Source organism: Clostridium sp. YIM B02569 (assembly GCF_022320765.1).
Lineage (GTDB): Bacteria > Bacillota > Clostridia > Clostridiales > Clostridiaceae > Clostridium > Clostridium beijerinckii.
Genome location: NZ_JAKJJX010000003.1, coordinates 268,522 through 292,356, shown reverse-complemented (window position 1 = coordinate 292,356; position 23,835 = coordinate 268,522). Strand labels below are relative to the sequence as shown.

Annotated in this window: 16 protein-coding genes; 15 read left to right on the top strand and 1 reads right to left on the bottom strand. The window is 30.6% G+C overall.

Annotated elements, in window-relative coordinates; all coding sequences use genetic code 11:
• The first annotated feature begins 21 nt into the window (after nt 1–21).
• From L3B96_RS04200 to L3B96_RS04185, 4 genes are all read left to right on the top strand, one after another.
• Nucleotides 22–2,118: a glycoside hydrolase family 36 protein gene (locus L3B96_RS04200; protein ID WP_238858933.1), complete on the top strand. Its 2,097-nt coding sequence runs from the start codon at nt 22–24 to the stop codon at nt 2,116–2,118.
• 352 nt (nt 2,119–2,470) lie between these two features.
• Nucleotides 2,471–2,722, top strand: a complete 252-nt coding sequence (locus L3B96_RS04195; protein WP_238858932.1) for a TM1266 family iron-only hydrogenase system putative regulator — start codon at nt 2,471–2,473, stop codon at nt 2,720–2,722.
• A gap of 135 nt (nt 2,723–2,857) precedes the next feature.
• Nucleotides 2,858–4,276, top strand: coding sequence for a [FeFe] hydrogenase H-cluster radical SAM maturase HydG (gene hydG, locus L3B96_RS04190; protein WP_238858931.1), 1,419 nt, complete (start codon nt 2,858–2,860; stop codon nt 4,274–4,276).
• Between the two features lie 274 nt (nt 4,277–4,550).
• On the top strand, nt 4,551–6,263 hold the full coding sequence (locus L3B96_RS04185; protein ID WP_238858930.1) for a methyl-accepting chemotaxis protein: 1,713 nt from the start codon (nt 4,551–4,553) through the stop codon (nt 6,261–6,263).
• 83 nt (nt 6,264–6,346) lie between these two features.
• Here L3B96_RS04185 and L3B96_RS04180 read toward each other — a convergent pair whose 3' ends face one another.
• A complete protein-coding gene (locus L3B96_RS04180; protein ID WP_077309346.1) occupies nt 6,347–6,946 on the bottom strand; it encodes a tyrosine-type recombinase/integrase in 600 nt (199 codons plus the stop codon).
• Between the two features lie 390 nt (nt 6,947–7,336).
• Between L3B96_RS04180 and L3B96_RS04175 the strand changes: the two genes are divergently transcribed.
• The 11 genes from L3B96_RS04175 (at nt 7,337) to L3B96_RS04125 (ending at nt 23,729) form a co-directional block, all read left to right on the top strand.
• Complete coding sequence (locus L3B96_RS04175) at nt 7,337–8,761, top strand: bifunctional diguanylate cyclase/phosphodiesterase (RefSeq protein ID WP_238858929.1); 1,425 nt, start codon at nt 7,337–7,339, stop codon at nt 8,759–8,761.
• 28 nt (nt 8,762–8,789) lie between these two features.
• Nucleotides 8,790–10,496: a methyl-accepting chemotaxis protein gene (locus tag L3B96_RS04170; RefSeq protein ID WP_238858928.1), complete on the top strand. Its 1,707-nt coding sequence runs from the start codon at nt 8,790–8,792 to the stop codon at nt 10,494–10,496.
• 717 nt (nt 10,497–11,213) lie between these two features.
• Nucleotides 11,214–12,284: a galactose ABC transporter substrate-binding protein gene (locus L3B96_RS04165; protein WP_012060590.1), complete on the top strand. Its 1,071-nt coding sequence runs from the start codon at nt 11,214–11,216 to the stop codon at nt 12,282–12,284.
• An 88-nt stretch (nt 12,285–12,372) separates the two neighbouring features.
• Nucleotides 12,373–13,872: a sugar ABC transporter ATP-binding protein gene (locus tag L3B96_RS04160; RefSeq protein WP_012060589.1), complete on the top strand. Its 1,500-nt coding sequence runs from the start codon at nt 12,373–12,375 to the stop codon at nt 13,870–13,872.
• Between the two features lie 205 nt (nt 13,873–14,077).
• Complete coding sequence (mglC, locus tag L3B96_RS04155) at nt 14,078–15,304, top strand: galactose/methyl galactoside ABC transporter permease MglC (protein WP_023973608.1); 1,227 nt, start codon at nt 14,078–14,080, stop codon at nt 15,302–15,304.
• 336 nt (nt 15,305–15,640) lie between these two features.
• Nucleotides 15,641–17,257, top strand: a complete 1,617-nt coding sequence (locus L3B96_RS04150; RefSeq protein ID WP_238858927.1) for a response regulator — start codon at nt 15,641–15,643, stop codon at nt 17,255–17,257.
• Nucleotides 17,258–17,268: 11 nt separating this feature from the next.
• Nucleotides 17,269–19,077 carry a sensor histidine kinase gene (locus tag L3B96_RS04145; protein WP_077856087.1) on the top strand — a complete coding sequence of 603 codons (1,809 nt, stop codon included), beginning with the start codon at nt 17,269–17,271 and terminating at the stop codon, nt 19,075–19,077.
• Nucleotides 19,077–20,057, top strand: coding sequence for a substrate-binding domain-containing protein (locus tag L3B96_RS04140; RefSeq protein ID WP_012060585.1), 981 nt, complete (start codon nt 19,077–19,079; stop codon nt 20,055–20,057). The genes L3B96_RS04145 and L3B96_RS04140 overlap by 1 nt, the downstream gene beginning before the upstream one ends.
• Nucleotides 20,058–20,134: 77 nt before the next feature.
• On the top strand, nt 20,135–21,193 hold the full coding sequence (locus L3B96_RS04135) for a galactose ABC transporter substrate-binding protein (RefSeq protein WP_038457975.1): 1,059 nt from the start codon (nt 20,135–20,137) through the stop codon (nt 21,191–21,193).
• A gap of 374 nt (nt 21,194–21,567) precedes the next feature.
• Nucleotides 21,568–22,629, top strand: a complete 1,062-nt coding sequence (locus L3B96_RS04130) for a galactose ABC transporter substrate-binding protein (protein ID WP_012060583.1) — start codon at nt 21,568–21,570, stop codon at nt 22,627–22,629.
• A 56-nt stretch (nt 22,630–22,685) separates the two neighbouring features.
• The gene (locus tag L3B96_RS04125) at nt 22,686–23,729 is read left to right on the top strand and encodes a galactose ABC transporter substrate-binding protein (RefSeq protein ID WP_238858926.1); all 1,044 of its coding nucleotides are present in this window, start codon (nt 22,686–22,688) and stop codon (nt 23,727–23,729) included.
• The last annotated feature ends 106 nt before the right edge of the window (nt 23,730–23,835 follow it).

Sequence of the window (23,835 nt, the reverse complement as noted above, 5' to 3'; positions counted from 1 at the left end):
TTAGGAAATGGGGAAAGATAGATGAGTAAATATATAAAAATTAATGAGAATAATTTAAATATTGTATTAGAATTAACTAAAGATAGAGATATAAGATTGCTACATTTTTCATATCTTCCTTTTGAACAGTTTAATAAATTAAGTGAAGATGAAAAAGAAAAATGTAGATTATTAGAATTGCAATTTACAGGAGAAAATCAATTAAATCATAGAGGAGTAAAACATACAGGAACTCTGCCCGGACATAGGATGATTTATGAGAGTCATAATGATGAAATTCTAAAAGAAGGAAGAAGAATTACTATTAACTTAGTTGACAAGATTACAAAAATTGAAGCAAAAGTAATATTTCAATTTTATAATGATTTACAAATCGTTAGAACATGGAGCATTTTAGAAAATAAAGGTGAAAGAAGTGTTGGAATAGAGTATATAACTTCATTTGCTTTAACTGGTATTGATAGAGGCGGAGTATTAGACAGAGAAGATAAAATGAAGATATATATTCCTCATAATGAGTGGTGTGGTGAAGGTATGTGGGAGAAATATTCATTAAAAGATGTTGGAATATTCCATGTGGAAGACGAATCAACAAATAGATTGTTAGTTTCTAATACAGGAAATTGGTCAACCTGTCAGTATGCGCCTCTAGGATTTATAGAAAATACAGAAATAAGTAATGGTTACATGTGGCAAATAGAGCATAATGGTTCATGGAATTGGGAAATCAGTGACATAATGAATATGTTGTATTTAAAATTGAGCGGGCCTTCAGAAGCAGAAAATCATTTCTGGAAAGAACTAAAACCTAATGAAAGCTTTGAAACAGTACAAGTCGCAGTTACAAGCATAAGTGGAGGATTGCAGGCAGGAATAGAAGTTATGACTAAATATAGGCGTAGAATAAGAAGAGAAAATGATGATAATAGAAAATTACCAGTTATTTTTAATGATTATATGAATTGTTTATCTGGTGATCCTACTACAGAAAAACTAATTCCTCTTATTAATACTGCATCACTAGCTGGTTGTGAGTATTTTTGCATAGATTGTGGATGGTATAGTGATGGACCTTGGTGGGATGGTGTTGGAGAATGGCTGCCATCTAAAGAGAGATTTAGAAATGGTATTAAAGAACCTCTAGACTATATAAGAGAGAAAGGAATGATTCCAGGGCTTTGGCTTGAACTTGAGGTAATGGGGATAAATTGTTCATTAGCAGACAAATTACCTGATGATTGGTTCTTTATGAGGCATGGAAAGAGAATAAAGGATCATTCAAGATATCAATTAGATTATAGAAATCCAGAAGTTAGAAAGTTTGCAACTGGAATTATAAAGAGAGTTGCAGAAGAGTATGGTGTTGGATATATAAAGATGGATTATAATATTAATATGGGGATTGGTACTGATAACAAAGCTGATAGTGCCGGTGAAGGACTATTAGGTCATAATAGAGCATATTTAGCTTGGTTAGACGAAATATTTAAAAGATATCCTGACTTAGTTATTGAGAATTGTGGTAGTGGTGGACTTAGAATGGATTATGCCTTATTGCAAAGACATAGTATACAATCAAGCAGTGACCAAACAGATTATAGAAAAAATGCAGCAATTGCAGCAGCGGTACCATCTTTAGTTACTCCAGAACAATGTGCAGTTTGGTCTTATCCATTGCGAGATGGGGATAAAGAAGAAGTAATATGTAACATGGTAAATTCTATGTTATGTAGAATTCATCAGAGTGGGCATTTAGCAGAAATAAATAATGAATCTTTTAAATATATTCAAGATGGAATTAAGTATTATAAAAGTATTAGACATGATATACCAAATGGAATACCATTTTGGCCAATAAAAATGCCATCTCTGGACGATGAATGGATAGCATATGGACTGTTATGTAGTAGAGTATGTTATCTTGCTTTATGGAGGATGCAAAGTGAAAATAATATTATAGAGATTCCATTGGAAAAATTTAATGGAGAAAATATATCTGTAAAAATTGGGTATCCTGAAGACGTAGATTTAAGCTGGAATATAAATAAAATTAAGAATATTTTAATCATTAGAAATAAACATAATTATAGTGGAAGAATTCTCGAGATAAGGTGGTGAAAATAGTATTTACATGGTTTACTGGAAAGAGATAGTTAAAAAAAAGAGTTAAACATGATAATTTAATTTTTTATAGAAATGATGAGTATTGCTAAAATATGCTTTTATGATAAAATATAAATGTAGTCTGACTTTAAGGGGGAATTCCAAGAAGAAAGACTCTTAACACATGATCGTTCTGAAACACATGAGGGTTCGTCCCAAATGACAAGGCGGTATTATAGATAGAGATATGTACGCTATCCCTGCGCCTTTTTGTGGCACTGGGATTTTTTATTGCAATTGAAAATAGATAATTGCTGATTAATACGGTGAATTTAAAAATATTTTCTTCTTGAAAGGAATAAAGAATATGGATACAAGAATCGCATTGATAGGAATTATAGTGGAGGATATGAATTCAACAGATAAACTTAATAATATTTTGCATGAATATTCGCAATATATGGTTGGGAGAATGGGCATACCTTATAGAGAAAAGAATATAGGTATAATAAGCGTCGTAATAGATGCTACCAATGATATAATAAGTTCATTATCAGGAAAACTTGGTATGATCGAAGGAATAAATGTAAAAACAATGTATTCTAAAACTGCTAAATAAATATTAAATATAGTAATAAATAGGTTAGCTTTAATTAATATTTTAGCCTTTGCCAAAATTGGATGAAAAAAGCATTAATCAGAACGAATTAAATTTAAAATTTAAAAATCCAATTATAGAAAGAAGAGTAGAGTAATGTATAATGTTAAATCAAAGATAGCAACAGAATTTATTGATAACGAAGAAATATTAGAAACTCTAGAGTATGCTAAGAAAAATAAGAACAATAGACAATTAATTAATGAAATTCTAGAAAAGGCTAAAGAGTGTAAAGGAATTTCACATAGAGAAGCAGCAGTTTTACTTGAATGTGAATTAGAAGATGAAAATGAAAAAATGTATAAACTTGCAAAAGAAATCAAGCAAAGATTTTATGGTAATAGAATAGTAATGTTTGCGCCATTATATCTCTCTAATTATTGTGTAAATGGATGTACTTATTGTCCATATCATCACAAGAATAAACATATAACAAGAAAGAAGCTTACTCAAGAGGAGATTGAAAAAGAAGTAATTGCATTACAAGATATGGGGCATAAAAGACTTGCATTAGAAACAGGAGAAGATCCTGTAAATAATCCAATTGAATATGTACTTGAAAGCATAAAAACAATTTATAGTATAAAACACAAAAATGGCGCAATTAGAAGAGCTAACGTAAATATTGCAGCTACAACTGTTGAAAATTATAGAAGGTTAAAGGAAGCGGGAATTGGAACATATATCTTATTCCAAGAAACATATCACAAAAAGACATATGAAGAGCTTCACCCAACAGGACCAAAGCATGATTATGCTTACCATACAGAAGCTATGGATAGAGCTATGGAAGGTGGAATTGATGATGTCGGACTAGGTGTACTATATGGATTAAATATGTATAGATATGATTTCGTTGGACTTCTTATGCATGCAGAGCACTTAGAAGCAGCTATGGGAGTTGGACCGCATACAATAAGTGTACCAAGAATAAGACCAGCTGATGATATAAATCCAGATGAATTTACTAATGCAATTTCAGATGAGATATTTGCTAAAATAGTTGCAGTACTTAGAATTACAGTTCCATATACAGGTCTTATTGTTTCAACAAGAGAATCTCAAAAAACAAGAGAAAAAGTACTTGAACTTGGAGTTTCTCAAATAAGTGGAGGATCATCTACAAGCGTTGGTGGATATGTTGAAAAAGAGAAGGAAGAAGAAAATTCAGCTCAATTTGATGTAAATGATACTAGAACTTTAGATGAAATAGTAAATTGGCTGTTAGAAAAGGGTCATATTCCAAGCTTCTGTACTGCTTGTTATAGAGAAGGAAGAACTGGGGATAGATTTATGAGTCTTGTTAAATCAGGACAAATAGCAAACTGCTGTCAGCCTAATGCACTTATGACGCTAAAGGAATATCTAGAGGATTATGCGTCTGAAGATACACGAAGAAAAGGTGAAGAAGTAATTAAAAATGAAATTCCAAGAATTCCAAATGAAAAAGTTAAAAAGATAGTATTAGAAAATCTTGAAAACTTACATGAAGGAAAACGTGATTTTAGATTTTAAATAGATTAAATTAATTAATAGAGCTATATGCATAGTTAAAGTAGACTTGTGTATAGCTTTATTATTTTTTCTATAATTAAGTTTATAGTTAAAAATGATTAGCAAATACTCAACATTTCGATATAAGAGTAGATTTTTTAGTTGATTATATAAATTAAAAATATTATCATAATAATTAGCAATATATGTTAATTTCAACATCTTAGTAAAACGTTTTCTATTGCAAAAAGGGTAATAAATGGTCGAGATTATAAATTTAGAGAGGGGAAAAGTTATGTTTTTGAGAAGAAGCCTGCCTATAAAATTTAAATTAACCTTATCATTTTTGACGGTAGCAATTTTAATTGGCGTAGTAGGAATAATAGGAGCATTGTCTTTGAAAAATGTAAATAATAAAGCATCAGGAATGTACAATAGAAATTTTAATCATGTCAATGAGATCCTATCTATAAAATCAAATATGACAGAAATTAAAAGTAACATATTAATCATGATGTATGAAAAAGATAAATATAAGGTAGAGGAAGCACAAAAAAATGTTATTACTGCACTTAATGAGAATGATAAATATATAAATGATTATGAAAAATCACAAATGACAAGTAGTGAAACAAAATCTTGGAAGGAATTTAATGATAATGCGAAGGAATATAATCAGGTTAGAGACAAGGTAGTGAATGCTGTAAAATCAGAAGATTTAGAAGAAGCAAAAAAGAGGTATTTAGAAATGGTTCCTCTACAGACAAAAATGATGTATAGCCTGGATAAAGTTATAGATATAAATATATCTGATGCAAAATCAGCTAATGAGGATATATCATCTACTTATATTAATTCTAATAAAATTATGATTACACTTACTATCTTTGGATTAGTGGTAGCAATTATATTTGGGGCACTAATATCAAAGGCTATAAATATACCATTAAAAAAAATCAAAGGATTTGCAGAGAGATTAGCGTTATATGATTTTTCGACTCCAATTTCAATTAAAAGAAAGGACGAACTTGGACAAACAGGAAGTGCATTAAATAAAGCACAAGAAAATGTGAATAAACTAATTAGAGATATTATTCAAAATTCTCAAGATATAAGTACATCTAGTGAAGAACTTTCTGCAACAGCTGAGGAGCTTTCATCAAAAGCTGCGAGTATAGATGAAGCTGTAAGTACTATTTCACTAGGGATGGAGGAATCTTGTGAGGAGGCAGGAATTATAAGTACGACAGTAGATGAAGTAAACTCAAATATAAATGATTTATCTAAAAAAGCTATGGAAGGAAGCCAGAATGCTAATAGATCCAAAGAGAGAGCTATAGAAGTCAAAAACAATAGTAAAAAGTCTATAGATGAAATGGAGAAATTATCAAAGGAAAAACAAAAGAACATGTTAATTGTTATTGAAAATGGAAAGATAGTTGATAATATTAAAATTATGGCTGATACAATTGGACGTATATCTGAACAAACAAATTTATTAGCACTGAATGCAGCAATAGAAGCAGCAAGGGCAGGGGAGCAAGGTAAAGGATTTGCAGTTGTAGCAGATGAAGTAAGAAAGCTTGCAGAACAATCATCAGAGGCTGTAACAGCTATCAAAAATACTATAATTAAAGTTCAGGATGCATTTAATAACAGCATTAACACTGGAAATGATATATTGAAATTTATAAATACAGAGGTGCATGAACAGTTTAATGCCTATGGAAATACAGGAAATATATATTATAGCGATTCTGAATTTGTAAGTAAAATGTCAGAGAATATTGCAAACATGTCAGAAGAAATTACAATCACTGTAGGGAAAGTTAATAAGTTAGTACAAGAGATGGCATCGACAGCGCAGGAATCAAACGATCAAGTAGCTACGATAAAAGAAAGTGTAGATGAGACTTCAAAAGCCATAGAGCAAGTTGCTTTAACAGCACAAAACCAAGCAGGGCTTGCGCAAAAACTCAATGAAATGATACAAAAGTTTAAAATCTAAAGAAGATATGTGATGAAAAATAAAAGACTTATTTTAGTTATTTAGCAGCTAAAGTAAGTCTTTTTTAATTAATTAAGTAAATTTTATACCATTTCACTTTTTCCCTCTAGTTTTTCATACATCTTTTCTTGTTGTTTTGTAGTAAATTGAAAATATATTTCTGTATTGGTAACAGATTTGTGTCCAAGCCACCATTGAAGCTCTTTTATATCCATATCACATTCAGCAAGGTGAACTGCTGTAGTATGTTTAATGGTATGAAAATGGTGCTTTGACTTATCTTGAATACTTGCCATTGAGAAATATTGCTTCGTTAGGTGGTCTAGGGTTTGCCTTGAAATTGGCTTATTCTTTTGACTTGTAAATATAGTTTGAGATTCAGATGTAATTTCATTTTCAGTAATGTATTTGTCTAAAACGCTTTTAGTTTTCTCATCTAGCCGCAGAGTATTATTCTTACTACCCTTTAATCTTTTACAATATATTTCTCCTTTATTAATATTATAATTTTCCAATTTTAACATTGATATTTCGGAAGCTCTAAGACCGCATCTATAAGCTAATCTAAATATTGCTAAATCACGTGTTGAATGCAGCTTTCCAGAATTTTCAATTGCATTAAATAGTGATAATACTTCTTTTTGCGTTAAATATTTAATTTCAGTTTCATTAGATGCCCTCATATGCACTCTCCTCTAGAAGTAATGATACATAATAAATATTTTGTCCTATTATTTTATGTAATAATGTATTTATAGCTCTGCAAATATACAAATATTGCATATTAATGTGTCATAAGAATACAATTTAACCTATATTTGTACATTTTTTAAGCTTTTTTATACAATATTTACATATACTACAACTTATAATATAATAAAATTGGACAAAATATTTATTATGTTCAAATAAATGATATATTTAATTTTTTAAAAAGTCAAAGTTTAAAAGTTTGTAGAATAATTACGCAAAAATTATCATTGAAGATGTCATATTTTATTATTAAATAATAGGAGTGAGGTGGAGAGGTTTTACACGTGTTGAGTTGTACTAATTTAAAAAAGGAAGTTATTATGAATAAAATTAATATGCCCAAAAAAGAACTTAAACTTAAGATAAAAATGGTAAATACCACAAGAGGAAAATTAAACAAGGATATACATAGGAGAAAAAAAAGTAAGCCTAATGAAGAATTCTCAAGGTATGATATTCTTACTGGGCTACCAAATAGTACTTATTTTTTTGAAAAGCTTAATAGGAGTTTAGAGATATCAAAAGTTAATTGTAGAAAGGGTGCGATTATTTATATTGATATCGATGACTACAAAATTATAAATTATAATTGGGGCTATTCTTTTGGTGATTTCATATTAAAATGTTTTTCTGAAAGGGTAAGTAGATGCATTCAAGGAAAAGGTAAATTATTTAGATTAAATGGTGACGAATTTGCAATTTTAATCTATGAATTTAAATTTATAAGTGAAATAGAGGAAATTTGCAATAAAATTTATAAAAACTTATCAGTACCCTTTAAGATAACAGATGCTGAATTAGATATTTCTGTAAGTATAAGCATGGGAATATCTACTTTCCCGGATGATAGCATAAATTCTGATGAGTTGTTAGAGTTTTGTAATTTAGCTATGTACAAGTCTAAGAAAACTGGAAAAAACAATTATACAATCTTTAATAACGAAATATTTGAGACATATTATAGGGACGTATTGATTAGAAGGGAATTAAAGAATGCTATTAATAAGCATGAGCTAAATATTAATTATCAGCCACAAATTGATTTGTCTAATAATGAGATTGTTGGAATTGAAGCTTTATTAAGATGGAATAATGATAAGCTTGGAAATGTTTCACCAGCAGAATTTATTCCGATTGCTGAAGAAAACGGAGATATAGTTCAAATTGGCGATTGGGTGATGGAGAAATCTATAGAGCAAGCGAGTTTGTGGAAGCGTATGGGATACAAGTTTAATAATATTGCAGTTAATATATCACCAATTCAAATCAAGGAAAAAGATTTTAAGGATAAGTTGTTAAAATGCTGTAATAAGTATAATATTTCTCCAAACTTTTTAGAGATAGAAATAACAGAGAGTACTTTATTAGATATATCAGAAAAAAATATAGAAGTATTAAATGAACTTAAAGGGATGGGAATAAATATTGCAATAGATGACTTTGGGACGGGATACTCTTCTTTAAGCTATTTAATTAATATTTCAGTAAGTACATTAAAGATTGATAAAACATTTGTAGATCATGTAGAAAATTATAAGAACATGGTATTAATAAAGAACATAGTTAACTTATCAAAGGACTTGAAATACAAGGTAATAGTTGAGGGAGTTGAAACAAGAGAGCAGATAGAAGTGCTTACTGACTTAGGATGTAAGATAATTCAAGGTTTCTATTTTAGCAAACCGCTTACAGAAGATGGTATGAAAACTTTATTGGATAGTAATAGAAAAAATAATATGCAATAGCATTTTAACAGTAGGAGGAAATTTTAATATGAATTTATTAAACCAAGTAAGAGCTAAGTTAATATCAGCATTTTTATTAGTGGCTATATTAATTGCAGTTGTAGGCACAATTGGTGGAATAGAAGTAAAAAGAGTAAATAAAAATGCAGAAACAATGTATAGCGTAAATTTACAGAGTGTTAATGAAATCTTGTCAATAAAATCAAATATGTCGCAAATAAAGAGCGAAGTTTCAGTTATAATGTATGATCAAAATAAAAAAGAAACTGATAAAGCAAAAAAGAACATTACCGATATGGTAACTGAAGATAACGAATATATAGCTAAATATGAGAAATTAATCGCTACTGCAGAGGAAAAAGAAAATTGGACGAAGTTTACTGAGAATGTAACAAAATATAGAGATGCAAGAAACAGGATAATAGATGCAGCAGATCTAAACGATTCAAATGAAGTGACGAAACAGTACATGATTTTTTTACCCATAGAAGATGAAATGCTCGCTAGCCTTGATAAAGTTATAGAAATAAATTTAACGGCAGCAAAAGTAGCAAGTGATAATATCAATTTATCATCTGCGCGAACAAACATAATTATGATTTTGATGAGTATTGTAGGTTTTATAATTGCTGTTTTACTTGGAATATTTATGTCAAGTCATATAAATAAGCCTTTAAGGAAGATAAGAGATTATGCAGAGAGATTAGCAATGTATGATTTTTCAACTCCAATTGCCATTACTAGAAAAGATGAATTTGGACAAACTGGTATTGCTTTAAATAAGGCGCAAAAAAATGTGAACATATTAGTTAAAGAGATTATGGAGAATTCTCAAGATATAAGTGCGTCGAGTGAGGAACTATCTGCTACAGCTGAAGAATTATCTTTGAGAGCTAGAAGTATTGATGATGCTATAGCAAACATTTCTGATGGTATGCAAGAATCTAGTGCGGCAGCCGAGGAAATAAGTGCATCGGTAGAAGAAGTGGATTCAAGTGTTAATGAACTTTCAGGAAAGGCAATGGAGGGAAGCAGTAGTTCAAGTAAATCCAAAGAGAAAGCAACAGAGGTAAAGAATAGCGGTAAAAAGGCTATAGAAGAAACAAGAAATCTATATGCAGAAAAAGAGAACAAAATGTTAGAAGTTATTGAAGATGGAAAAGTAGTAGATAATATAAAAGTTATGGCAGATACAATAGGAAGTATAGCTGAACAAACAAATCTATTAGCTTTAAATGCAGCTATAGAGGCTGCAAGAGCAGGAGAACAAGGTAAAGGCTTTGCAGTTGTTGCCGAAGAAGTAAGAACACTTGCTGAACAGTCATCACAAGCTGTAACGTCTATACAGGAAACAATAAATAGAGTACGTGATGCTTTTAAAAATAGTATCGATACTGGCAATGACATACTTTCATTTATTAATACTGAAGTACATAGACAATTTAATGCTTATATGGAAACCGGTGACCAATATTATAATGATTCAAATTTCGTCAGCATGATGTCAGAGGAAATTGCAGCTATGTCAGAAGAGATAACAGCTACTGTAGGTCAGGTTAGTGAAGTTGTACAAGATATGGCACAAACTACTCAAAAGTCTAGTGAAGAAGTAACTACAATCAAAGAAAGCATGGATGAGGCAACTAAAGCTATAGAGCAAGTTGCGCTAACAGCACATAGTCAGGCAGAGCTCGCCCAAAGACTTAATGAAATGGTACAAAAGTTTAAAATTTAGGTATCAAGATGCAAGAAATAATGATTTTATCTTTAAGTCAATTTCATCAATAGAAATATAATTATACATATAATTTATGGAGGATATAAGTTTTGAATTTATATCCTCTTTTTATATTTTCATAGTTTTTCGGAATCAAAATATTTATGATTTAGGTAAGTTATCCCATAAGTATAAGTTATATGTTGTTTATAGATAACACAATCATAAATTATATAGGATATGAAATATATTCCAAACAGAAATGAGTGATATACTTTTGTGGAATGTTTCGTTGGTAATTTTGATGGATGTGATTCTTTGGCTATAAGTTGTTCCAAATGTGCTAGTTCAAAAAGTGAGAATCGAAAAGTGATGCTCCAAATTTTACATTTGGTAAGCAGAACTTTCTCTATGAGCATTTTATATTTCGTTCTTCGAACTTTCTCTGTGAGCGCTTGTCTTTGAGGCTAGCACTTTGGGTGCAACTTTATAGCCTTAGAATCACCCATCAGAATTGCCTAGAAACTGGAATAAAAGTATATTATTCATTTCGGTGTGGTATACGCATAAGTATAGATTATAGCTAGTTTATCTATAACATCTAAGAAATTCGATAAAAAAGTGAAGAATTTCGTATGGAGACTAATTGATAAAATCCCTATAATTAGTAATGTAAACGAAGAACAGATTTGAGTCTTTGTTTTAGGATTTAGATAAGAATATGGAGGGGTAAAAATGAAAAGGTTTAAGAGTCTATTAACAATTGTAATGTCAGCAGCTATAGTTGCAACAATGGCAGGATGTGGAGCAAATAAGAGTGCAAGTTCTGGAGGGGATGCACAAACAAGTACTAAATCTTCAAATACTTTAATTGGTTCTGCAATATATAAATTTGATGATACTTTCATGACAGGAGTTCGTACTGCTATGGAAGGTGAAGCTAAGGAAAAAGGATCAACTATTGAACTAGTGGATTCACAAAATAAACAACCTACTCAAAATGAGCAAGTTGATACATTTATTACAAAAGGTGTAAACGCTTTAGCAATAAATCCAGTTGATAGAACTGCAGCAGGTCCTATCATTGAAAAAGCAAAAGCTAAGAAACTTCCAATCGTATTTTTAAATCGTGAGCCAGAAAAAGCAGATATGGATAGCTATGATAAGGTTTGGTATGTAGGTGCACATGCAGAACAATCAGGAACTTTATCAGGTCAACTTATAGCTGACTACTTCAAAGCACATCCAGAAGCAGACAAAAATCATGATGGAGTGGTACAATACGTAATGCTTCAAGGAGAACCAGGACATCAAGATGCTACTCTTCGTACAGAATATTCTATAAAAGCTATTGAAGCTGCAGGATTAAAAACTCAAAAACTTGCTGCTGATACAGCAATGTGGGACAAGGCAAAAGCTACTGACCTTATGAAAGCATTTATGACAGGTCAAGGCGTTGATAAGATAGAAGCAGTTCTTTGTAACAATGATGATATGGCTCTTGGTGCAGTAGAAGCATTAAAAGCTGAAGGATATAACAAAGGTGATGCATCTAAATATATTCCAGTAGTTGGAGTTGATGCAACAGCACCAGCATTACAAGCTATGAAAGAAGGATCACTTCTTGGAACAGTTCTAAATGATGCACAAAACCAAGGTAAGGCTACAGTTAATATAGCTTTAGCAGCTGCTCAAGGTAAAGAAATTAATAAAGAAAATGTTGGATTTGATGTAACTGATGGAAAATATGTATGGATTGACTATGTAAAAGTTACTCAAGATAACTACAAGGATTATTTAAAATAAGATATATCTGACATAGAAATTGTCAGGGATGCGAGATTATAAAAAATCCCCATCCCTGAATTATTATTTAGAAAAGGAGGATGCTTGTATGGGTGAATATGTACTGGAGATGAATAACATAACAAAGGTATTTCCAGGAGTAAAAGCATTAGATGGTGTAACATTGAGGGTTCGCAAGGGAAGTGTCCATGCATTAATGGGAGAAAATGGTGCTGGAAAATCAACCCTAATGAAATGTCTATTTGGTATTTATCATGAAGATGGTGGAGAGATCATATTAGATGGAAAGAAAATGGAGATAAATACTTCAAAACAAGCATTGGATTTAGGTGTATCAATGATACATCAAGAATTGCACCCAATTCGTTTCCGTCCAGTTATGGAAAACATTTGGCTTGGCAGATTTCCAATGAAAGGAATTGCTGTTGATAAGAAAACTATGATTAAGAAAACAAAGGAATTATTTGAAGAAATTGAGTTAGATATAAATCCTGAAGCATTAGCGGGAACACTTTCACCATCTAATCTTCAATTAGTTGAAATAGCAAAGGCTGTTAGCTATAATTCTAAAATTATTATTATGGATGAACCGACTTCATCATTAACAGAAAATGAAACTAAGCATTTATTTAAGATAATAAAACAACTTCAAAATAAGGGCTGTGCAATTATATACATATCCCATAAGATGGAGGAAATTCTTAAGATATCAGATGAAGTAACAATTATGAGAGATGGTCAGTATGTAGGAACTTGGGATGCTAAGGATCTTACAACAGACTTAATTATAAATCGTATGGTTGGTCGTGATATGACTAATAGATTTCCACCAAGAGAATATACACCAAGTAAAGATGTTGTATTAAGGGTAGAAAATCTTTGTTCTCCAATTAAAAAATCATTCCAAAATGTAAGCTTTGATTTACATAAGGGTGAAATACTAGGAATAGGTGGTCTTGTTGGGGCACAACGTACAGAATTAGTCGAAGCTTTATTTGGACTTCGTGAAGTAGCCTCTGGTACTGTAGAAAAGGATGGGAAGATTATAAAAATAAAAATCCCTAAAGATGCAAAAGAGTATGGTTTTGCACTGTTAACAGAAGAAAGACGTGCTACTGGTATATTTGGTATTCTTTCAGTACTAGATAATACTGTAATTGCAAGTCAAAAAGAATATGCTAAAGCAGGAGTTTTGCAAGAAGCAAAGAGATATAAAGCTGCAAAGCAGTCAAATCAAGAACTTAGAACTAAAACACCAAGCATGGAACAATTGATTCAAAATCTTTCAGGTGGAAATCAACAAAAAGTTTTAATTGCACGTTGGCTTCTTACAAATCCAGATATTCTTATATTGGATGAGCCTACAAGAGGTATTGATGTTGGAGCTAAGTATGAAATCTATTCGATCATGCATGAATTGGTTAAGAAGGGCAAGTCAATTATTATGATTTCTTCTGAAATGCCAGAATTGCTTGGTATGTCAGATAGAGTTATGGTTATGTGTGAAGGTAAGGTTACTGGAATTTTAGATCAAAGTGAAGCAGATTCAGTAAAAGTTATGAATCTTGCTACAAAATTTATGCAATAAGAAATATCTCCTTTATCAAGTGGGACTTAATTCAGGTAGGGTTAATCCATAGCTGAATTTTAGTTGAACTTATGTCCTTAAGTGTGCAGTCGTTATTTTATCCTACTTATAAAGAGGTGAAAATATTACGGATGCTAGGTATTGGATAAATGAAATTTTATAACAAATGATTTTGGTAGGAGAGAAAGAAAGTGAGGTATGTAATATGAGTGGAGAGAAGATAGTTTCACGAAAAGGCTTTGGAAAAATATTTTTAGGTATTGGTGCTTTTTTGGTGGCTTTAGGAATTGTTTTTAATTTTATTTTAGATCCAAGTGTATTTTATGATTTACCAATTTATGTAGGTGGAGTTGGTATAGCATTACTTGTTTATGGCGCAAAACAGTTTTTGGATAAGAAGAATGCAGACATGGATGTTATTTTTTCATCAAAGACTGTAAAACATTTCTTTACAGATAATGCGATTATTATAGCATTATTATTACTAGTAGTTGTAATTATGATAATTCAACCACGTTTTATGCAATATGCTGTATTTTTAGATATTTTGACACAATCATCAACAAAAATGATTGTTGCTTTAGGAATATGTTTTACATTATTAATTGCTGGTACTGATTTATCAGCAGGACGTATGGTAGGTCTTGCAGCTGTAATATCAACTTCAATGTTGCAAAACCCTGATTATGCAAATAGATTCTTCCCTAATATGCCACAGTTAGCAGTTATCATTCCAATACTGTTAGCAGTAGTTGGATGTGCTATATTTGGAGTTCTTAATGGTTTCTTGGTTGCAAAATATGATATGCATCCATTTATTGCAACATTGGCGTCTCAAGTTATAGTATATGGTGTAACTTCTCTATACTTTGATTTACCTCCAAACAAATCACAACCTATTGGTGGTATTCGTCAAGACTTTATAGATCTTGGACAAACAAAATTATTTCAAATTGGAAGTTTCCCAGGAATATCAATTCTAGTTCCAATTGCTGTAGTATTTATAATTCTAGTTTGGTTTATTTTAAATAAAACTGTATTCGGTAAGAATGTATATGCTATTGGTGGTAACCGTGAAGCAGCAGTAGTTTCTGGAGTAAATGTATTTGCAACTATTATGGGTATATTCATCTTCGCATCACTTTTATATGGTGTTGGTGGTGTACTTGAAGCAGCTAGAACAGCTGGTGCAACAAATAACTATGGTAATGGTTATGAGCTTGATGCAATCGCAGCCTGCGTTGTAGGTGGTGTTTCATTAAATGGTGGCGTTGGTAAAGTTGGTGGAATAGTAAGTGGTGTTCTAATCTTTACTGTTATCCAATATGGATTACAATTTATAGCGGTAAGTCCTATGTGGCAACAAGTTATAAAAGGTATTATCATAGCAGTTGCAGTTGCAATAGATATGGCAAAATACAGAAGAAAATAATTATTAAATAAATAAAATGCAGGCAAATCATTAGTTTTTTAGCTAGAGATTTGCCTGTATTTTATTTATTTTCTAAATAATAATCAAATTGGTAAGCCTTAGCACTCGTGCTAGTAATAATTTAATACATAATGTATAATAGTATTTAGGCATAATCAAAAAATAACAAATCTATCTGTCAGTATTTTTTAATCATAATTTATTGCCAAAGTGCCCTAATAGACCTGATATGAGAGTAATTTGTCTCCTTGGCTAATAAAAAATATTCATGGCAGTTCTAATTGTTATTTATTTTCATGTGCCTTATTAAATAATTCATCTATCGGAGGTAGTTAAATGAATTCATATAGAATTATGATTGTAGACGATGAAGAAGAAATACGCCTTGGAATCATAAAAAAGATTGATTGGGAAGCCAATGGATTTATAGTTGTTGGTGATGCTGAGAATGGACAAGATGCCTTGGAAAAAGCAGAAAAACTACAGCCAGATGTTATAATGACAGATATTAAAATGCCATTTATGGATGGGTTGGAACTAGGAAAGAAGTTGGTAGAATTAATGCCATCTACAAAAATTATTGTATTTTCAGGATGTGATGATTTTGAGTATGCTCATAAGGCAATAAAGATAAATGTAGTTGAATATGTTTTGAAACCGATTAACTCAGCAGAACTCATAGAAGTTTTAGTGAGGCTAAAAGAACAGCTCGATCGTGAATATAACGAAAAACGAAATTTAGAAACACTTTATAAGCATTATATTAAAAGTCTACCAGTAATTAGAGAACAATTTTTAGTTGGTGCAATTGAAGGCAGGATAAATGAAGAACAATGGCATGAACAAATGGAGGAGCTGGGAATAGAATTCAAGTATAAGCATTTAACAGTAGGGATTATTCAGGCAGATGGAACACTATCCTTTGAAGAAAACTTAAATAGTTTTTCGGGGCAAAAGGAATCAGCACTTACACCAATTTCTATTAAGAAAATTGTAGATGAAAATGTGGGTAAGTATTGTAAATTTATTAGTTTTATTTATTCTGGTATGGTAATAGTTATGGGTAACTTTGAAAAAAAGGAAGATATATTATTATTTATAAAAGGTATAAATGAGGTTTGTAAGGTTTATAAGAGAATTATGAGTTTAACAATATCTGCAGGAATAGGGTATGTTTATAGTAATCCTTCGCAAATACGTTTTTCATATAGAACTGCACAAAATGCATTAGATTATAGATTTATATTAGGAGCTGGAAAGGCTATTTATATTGATGATGTAGAGCCAGATAATTCAATCCAGCTACAACTTGATGAGAAAGAAGAACGATCGATGTTAAATGCAATAAAAATTTCTTCAGAGGATGAAATTTCAGAGGCAATTGATAGTTTGTTTAAGAAAACAGAGGATTTATTATTGCCTTTTAATCAATATAGAATTTATCTTATGGAAATTATGACGTCACTTTTAAAACTTGTTCAAACATATGCATTTGATATAGAAGAAATTTTTGGTGAAAATTTTAATGCATACAGTTATTTAGAATCCTTTAATTCTATTCATGAAGTCAAAAAATGGATTATAGAAAAAGCTATTAGGATAAATAGTTATATTAAAAGAGAGCGAATCAATTCATCTATGATGCTTATTGAAAAAGCAAAACAATATATAAAAGAAAATTACAGTGATTATGATGTTTCAGTAGAAAAATTATGTTCTAAATTGCATGTTAGTCCAACATATTTTTCTACAATGTTTAAGAAGGAAACAGGAACAAGCTTCGTAAATTATCTCACAGCAACACGTTTAGAAGAAGCCGTTAAACTTTTGAATACAACAGATGATAAGACATACATGATAGCGGAAAAAGTTGGATATCCAGAAGCTAATTATTTTAGTTATGTTTTTAAGAAACAGTTTGGAGTATCTCCATCAAAGTATAGAAAGAATTGAGTTGATTTACTATGCTTAATTTGTTTAAGAGAAAAATACAGAAGACAATAAATTACGTTAACAGCGGAAGTATACAACATATAATATCAATTTCTTTTACCGTAATAGCAGTTATAGGAATGGTTACTGTTGGAGGGGCTTTATATTTTCGTTTTATAACTTCCACTGAAGAAATGGTATCTGAGCATAATAAATCTATGTTAGATCAAGTAAATTTGAATTTAGATTCTTATCTGAGGAATATGATGAAAGTGTCTGATACCACTTATTACAATGTAATTAAGAAGAAAGATTTGGCTACAGATACCATAGATAAAGAAATGGACTTATTGTATGAAACAAATAAAGATTCACTTATAAGCATATGTGCCTTTTCGCAAGATGGGGAAGTTATAGCGGCATCTCCTGTAAAACAATTAAAAAGCTCTATTGATCCACGAGTGAGTGATTGGTTTACTAAAGCGATAGATAAGAAAGAAAATTTACATTTTTCAACACCTCATGTTCAAAATTTATTTGTAGATCCAGATTATAAATATCGTTGGGTCGTATCATTAAGTAGGGCTATTGAACTTACTAATAATAAGAAAACAACATCTGGAGTATTGTTAGTTGATATAAATTTTAGTGGAATAGAGCAGATATGTAAAAATGCAAATATAGGAAAGTCAGGATATGTTTATCTAGTTGATAGAGAAGGCGAAATTATTTATCATCCTAGGCAGCAATTGATTTATTCAGATTTAATAGATGAAAATAATAAAATTGAAGCAGCTTATGATGATGGAAATCATATAGAAACTTTCAGAGGAGAAAAAAGATTAGTTACAGTTAAAACTGTTGGATACACTGGATGGAAAATTGTCGGAATTACACCGATGTTAGATATTACTTCAGATTATTATCAAATGAGTATATTTGCTGTGTTCATTATGTCTTTCGCTATCTTTATACTTGTATTTCTTAATATGTTTGTCTCTTCAAGAATAGCTAACCCAATACGATTATTAGAAAAGTGTGTGAAGAAATTGGAAAATGGAGTAAAAGATGTAGATGTTTCGATAAGCGGATCATATGAAGTTCAGCATTTAGGAAAAGCAATTCGTTCTATGGTCAACCAAATGCATACACTTATGGACAACATAATGATTGAACAAGAATCAAAAAGAAAAAGTGAGCTTAATGCTCTTCAAGCACAAATTAATCCCCATTTTTTATATAACACATTGGATTCAATCATATGGATGATAGAAAATGAAAATTATGATGGGGCAATAATTATGGTAACTGCTTTAGCAAAACTTTTTAGAATAAGCTTAAGTAAAGGCAAAAATATAATAACAGTGAGAGATGAAATTGAGCATGCACGAAATTATTTGACCATACAAAATATACGGTATAAAAATAAATTCACATATAATATTGAAGTTGATGAGAAAGTTCTTAATTATGGAAGTATTAAATTAATTATTCAACCGTTAATTGAAAACGCAATTTATCATGGTATGGAATTTATGGGGGGAGATGGTGAGATTTTAGTAAAGGCATATGCAAAAGATAATGAGTTATATATTGATGTTGTAGATAACGGACTTGGAATGCTTCAAGATGTTGCAAATAGCCTTTTAACAGGTGAAAGCAAGATTGAAAAGAAGAGCTCTGGTATAGGATTGAAGAATGTTAATGAAAGAATACAACTATATTTTGGAAAGAGATATGGACTCGAAATTTATAGCGAGCCAGATGAAGGGACAACAGTTCGTATTCATATGCCATGTGTGGACTTTTATGAAATTAGAAAGAGGGAGGAAGATAAATAGTGAAGAGAAAAAGGAAGCAAATTTTTATTACTTTATTTTTGCTATTAATATTATCTTTCTTACTTTTCTTAAATAATACATTGTGGCATGAAAAAGATATAAGGATATACAACATATCAATTATAACTAGAGGAAGAAACAGTGAAAGCTTAATGATAATGAGACAGGGGATAGAGCAGGCAGCTTCAGAAATGAATGTTAATGTAAGTTTTGTTACTTTGTCGGAAGATAATAGTATTGACGAACAGAAAGAACTTATAGAACGAGAGATAAAAAATAAGGCAGATGCAATAATTATATCGCCTGCAGATTACGAGAAAATGGCAGAACCAATAGAAAATGCTAGAAAAAAGATACCAATTATATTATTTGATTCTACTATAAAATCAGAACATGCTCAGCCTAGTATTTCTTGTGATAACTATAAGCTTGGATCTAGCTTGGGGGAAGAATTAATAAAGAACGGAGATATGAACAAGAATATTTTAATAATCAAAAACAACTTAGAGTGCAGCAGTGTAAAGGAACGATATAATGGATTCATGAGTGTTATGAATCGAACATATAACAAATGTACATTTTGGGATTTTTCAGAAGATAAGCAGACTACTTATTATAATCAAGCTAAAAGTTTGTTAGAGAACAATAATATTGATGTTGTGGTTACATTTGATGCAGGATTATTAGAAAATGTTTCTCAAGCTAAAAAGGATGTAATGGGTATTAACAAAGAAAAAGCATCAATAGAGATATATGGGACAGGAAGTACAAGCAAAATTCTTTCTTTTTTAGAAGATAAGGTTATTAGTGCAACAGCTATTCAAAATGAATTTAATGTAGGATATCTAAGTATAAAATCAGCAGTATATAAGATTAATAAAAAAGATATGCCCAATAACATTATCTCTTCAACAGTTATAAATACAAAAAATATGTATTCGGAAGAAAATCAAAGATTATTATTCCCATTTGTTAGATAAGCACCATAAATGCAAGGATGAACTTTTGTATAAATGTATTGTGGTGCTTGATGGAATCATATGGTGGAGGGATTGTAGTGAGATTAATTAAGAAATTATCAGGGCTTTTAACAGTAGTCTCAATTTTTAATGTATTGTCATCTTGTAGTGCAAATGTGAAATCGGCAAATTATAGTAATGATATTAAGGAAATAAAAATAGGTGTAACCTTATATAAACAAGATGATGCATTCATATCAGAAATTTCAAAGAATATTGAGGATATAGCAAAAGAAAAGGAGAATCAAGGTAAATATAAGATCATTGTGAATGTTGCAGATGCTAAAGGAAATCTAATTAACCAAAGTAATCAAGTAGATAAATTTGTTGCGCAGAATTACGATGTTATATGCGTAAATATGGTTGATCGTACAGCGGCATCTATGATCATTGATAAAGCAAAATCAGCTAATATTCCAATTGTTTTCTTTAATCGTGAACCAGTAGAGGAAGATATGGAAAGATGGAATAAGCTCTATTACGTTGGAGCAGATGCGCAACAATCAGGTGAGATGCAAGCAAATATCATTATAAATGCTTATAAAAAAGACAATAAAATGGTAGATAAAAATGGAGATGGCAAAATCCAGTATGTAATGCTTGAAGGAGAGCAGGGACACCAAGATTCTTTAATTAGAACGGAATACTGCATTAAAACTATAACTCAAAATGGAATTGAATTAGAGAAATTAGCTGATGATACGGCAAATTGGCAAAGTGCTCAGGCAACAACAAAGATGTCACAATGGATTAAAAATTTTGGAGATAAAATTGAAGTTGTATTTAGCAATAATGATGAAATGGCACTTGGAGCAATAAATGCAATAAATGATGCTAATATAGGCGGTAAAAAACCACTAGTTGTAGGAATTGATGGGCTTCCTAAAGCGTTAGAGGCAGTGAAAAATGGATCTATGATAGGAACTATTTTAAACGATTCGAAAAAACAGGCAAATGCGATCTTCAATCTTGCATATACATTAGCTTCTCATGGAAATGTAAATTCCATAGAGGGACTTGAGAAAGGAAAGTATATTAGGACTCCTCATGCTGAGGTTACTAGTGATAATGTTGATTTATATATAGAAAATAAATAAAATTATATATTATGTATAGATAATGTAGAAGTATATTTATTACAAAAAAAGAAGTAAGTCTTTTTCGATTTACCTCATTTTTTGTATAAGCATACTTCTATTTTTATAAATTTTTATCAGCAGGATCTATAGCTATAGTTAGATTATATTCAATATGCCTTATACCAGTATAAAGTTCTTTATTACACACATAATAAAATAAATGATTTAAGAAATAAAGATAAAATTTAATGTGCTTTTTATGTATAGAAACTGACCATGAAGGCAAAGTCTTTGCAAAGTACTATGAAAATAGGTTTATTTTCGTAGGAACCTTAAGTATCGAGATGCTAGGAAGAGTAGGGAGCTATTTGATAAATCAACGGAGGATAAAAATGAGAAATTCTAAAAAGATATTGGTATTATTCACTATTATGGTTATGATAATAAATTTATTATTAAATTCTAATAAAGTAGTTGCCAATACCAAGTTAACAGCCACGGAAGGAAGGCCAGTAAGAGCAAGCGTATTATTACGTACTTTGGAGGATCCATATACCGCCTTACTTAAGCAAAGTTTTGAAGAGATTCAGAAAAATAATCAAGGGAATATTGAATTTACTTTTTATGACTGTAAGAATGATCAATCATTACAAAACAGAAATGTTAATTCAATACTTAATGCAGGAAATGCAGATATTATATTACTGAATCTAGTAGATCCAACAGGAGTGAGGACAATTGTAGATAGAGTCAAAGAAAAAAATATACCTTTAGGTTTATTCAATATAGAACCACTAAATATGGAAACTGTAAAATCATATAGTAAAGCTTATTTTGTTGGAACAAATCCAGCCGAAGCGGGAATACTGCAAGGTGAACTTCTTTCCAGCTTATGGAATAAGGATAGAACAATTATTGATAAAAATGGAGATAATATAATGCAATATGTTATGTTGATGGGACCGCGTAATAACTTGGAGGCAATTGGAAGAACTAAGTATTCTGTTTTATCAATCAATGATGCAGGAATTAAAACAGAAGAAATTGCTTTGAGAGTTTGTAATTGGGAAGAAAACTTAGCTAAAGATGCTATGGATGCATTATTCTTATCGAATGGAAATAAAATTGAAGTTATAATTTCTAATAATGATGCTATGGCAATAGGTGCAATTGAGGCATTGCAAAAGTATGGATATAATAGTGGAGATAAAAATAGGACAATACCAATTGTTGGTGTAGATGGGATACCGAAAGCGATACAGCTCATTAATCAAGGAATTATGACTGGATCTGTTCCTCAAGATGCAGCTAGCATGGCAGAAGCGACTTATCTTATAGGAATGAATTTGGTTAATGGTAGACCTCCACTTGATGGAACTTCGTATAAGTTTGATGATACAGGAGTTGCAGTACGTATTCCTTACAAAGGATATATAAGCAATGATAATATCTAAGGTTATTTAAGTCGATTAAATAACTTATAATAAAAAATATGGAGGATTAGTATAAGATGTCTAAGAAAATAACTACCATAATTATTATCATGATTGCAGCAGCTATGCTAATAAGCATTAATCAAAGTAATATCATGGCGAGTTCAAGAATTGCTGAAGGAAAGGCTATTAAAGCAGCTGTACTATTATATAGATTTGATGATGCTTATATTTCTTTAGTTCGTGAAAATTTAGAAAAAATACAAAAAGAGAACGAAGGAAACATTGAATTTATTTTTTATGATGGGAAGAATGATCAATCTATACAGGATAAAGATATTAATAACTTGATTGAAAAGCAAGATGTTGATCTTTTGCTAGTAAATCTAGTCCAAACAACGAGTACACAGTCAGTTATTAATAAAGTAAAAGGAATTAATATTCCAGTAATTCTATTTAATAGGGAACCAGTTGCGATAGATTCTATAAGATCTTATAATAAAGCTTGCTATATAGGAACAGAGGCTGAGGAAGCCGGACTATTACAAGGAAAAGTTATTATAAATGCATGGAATAAAAATAAAACAGCAATGGATAAAAATAAAGATGATATACTTCAATATGTTATGTTAATGGGAGAACAAAATAATTTAGAGGCAATTAAAAGAACAGAATACTCTATATTAAAAATCAATAATTCGGGAATAAAGACTCAAGAAGTTGCATTAAGGGTTTGTGATTGGAATGAGGAAGAAGCTAGGAATGTTACTAAAACATTGTTTCTGCAGTATGGAAATAAAATTGAGGCTATAATTGCGAATAATGATTCCATGGCTATAGGTGCGATTAAAGCATTGCAAGAATATGGCTATAATAAGGGTGGCAAGACTCCTAATATAGCAGTTGTAGGAGTTGATGCAATACCAGAGGCACAGGAATTAATTAAACAAGGAATAATGACTGGGTCTGTTCTACAGGATCCTTATGAATTAGCTAAAGCACTTTACAGTGTTGGAATTAATCTTGTTTCTAATAAAAACCCGCTTTATGATACAGAATATAAATTTGATCAAACAGGAGTTTCAATTCGATTGCCTTATCATGAATACATGAGTAAGTAAGAATTAAAAGATATATAAAATAACTTTACAATCAAACCAACTTAACTTAATATTAAGTTAATAAAAAAACGTATTATATTATTAAAATTTACGAGGAGTGGGGCTA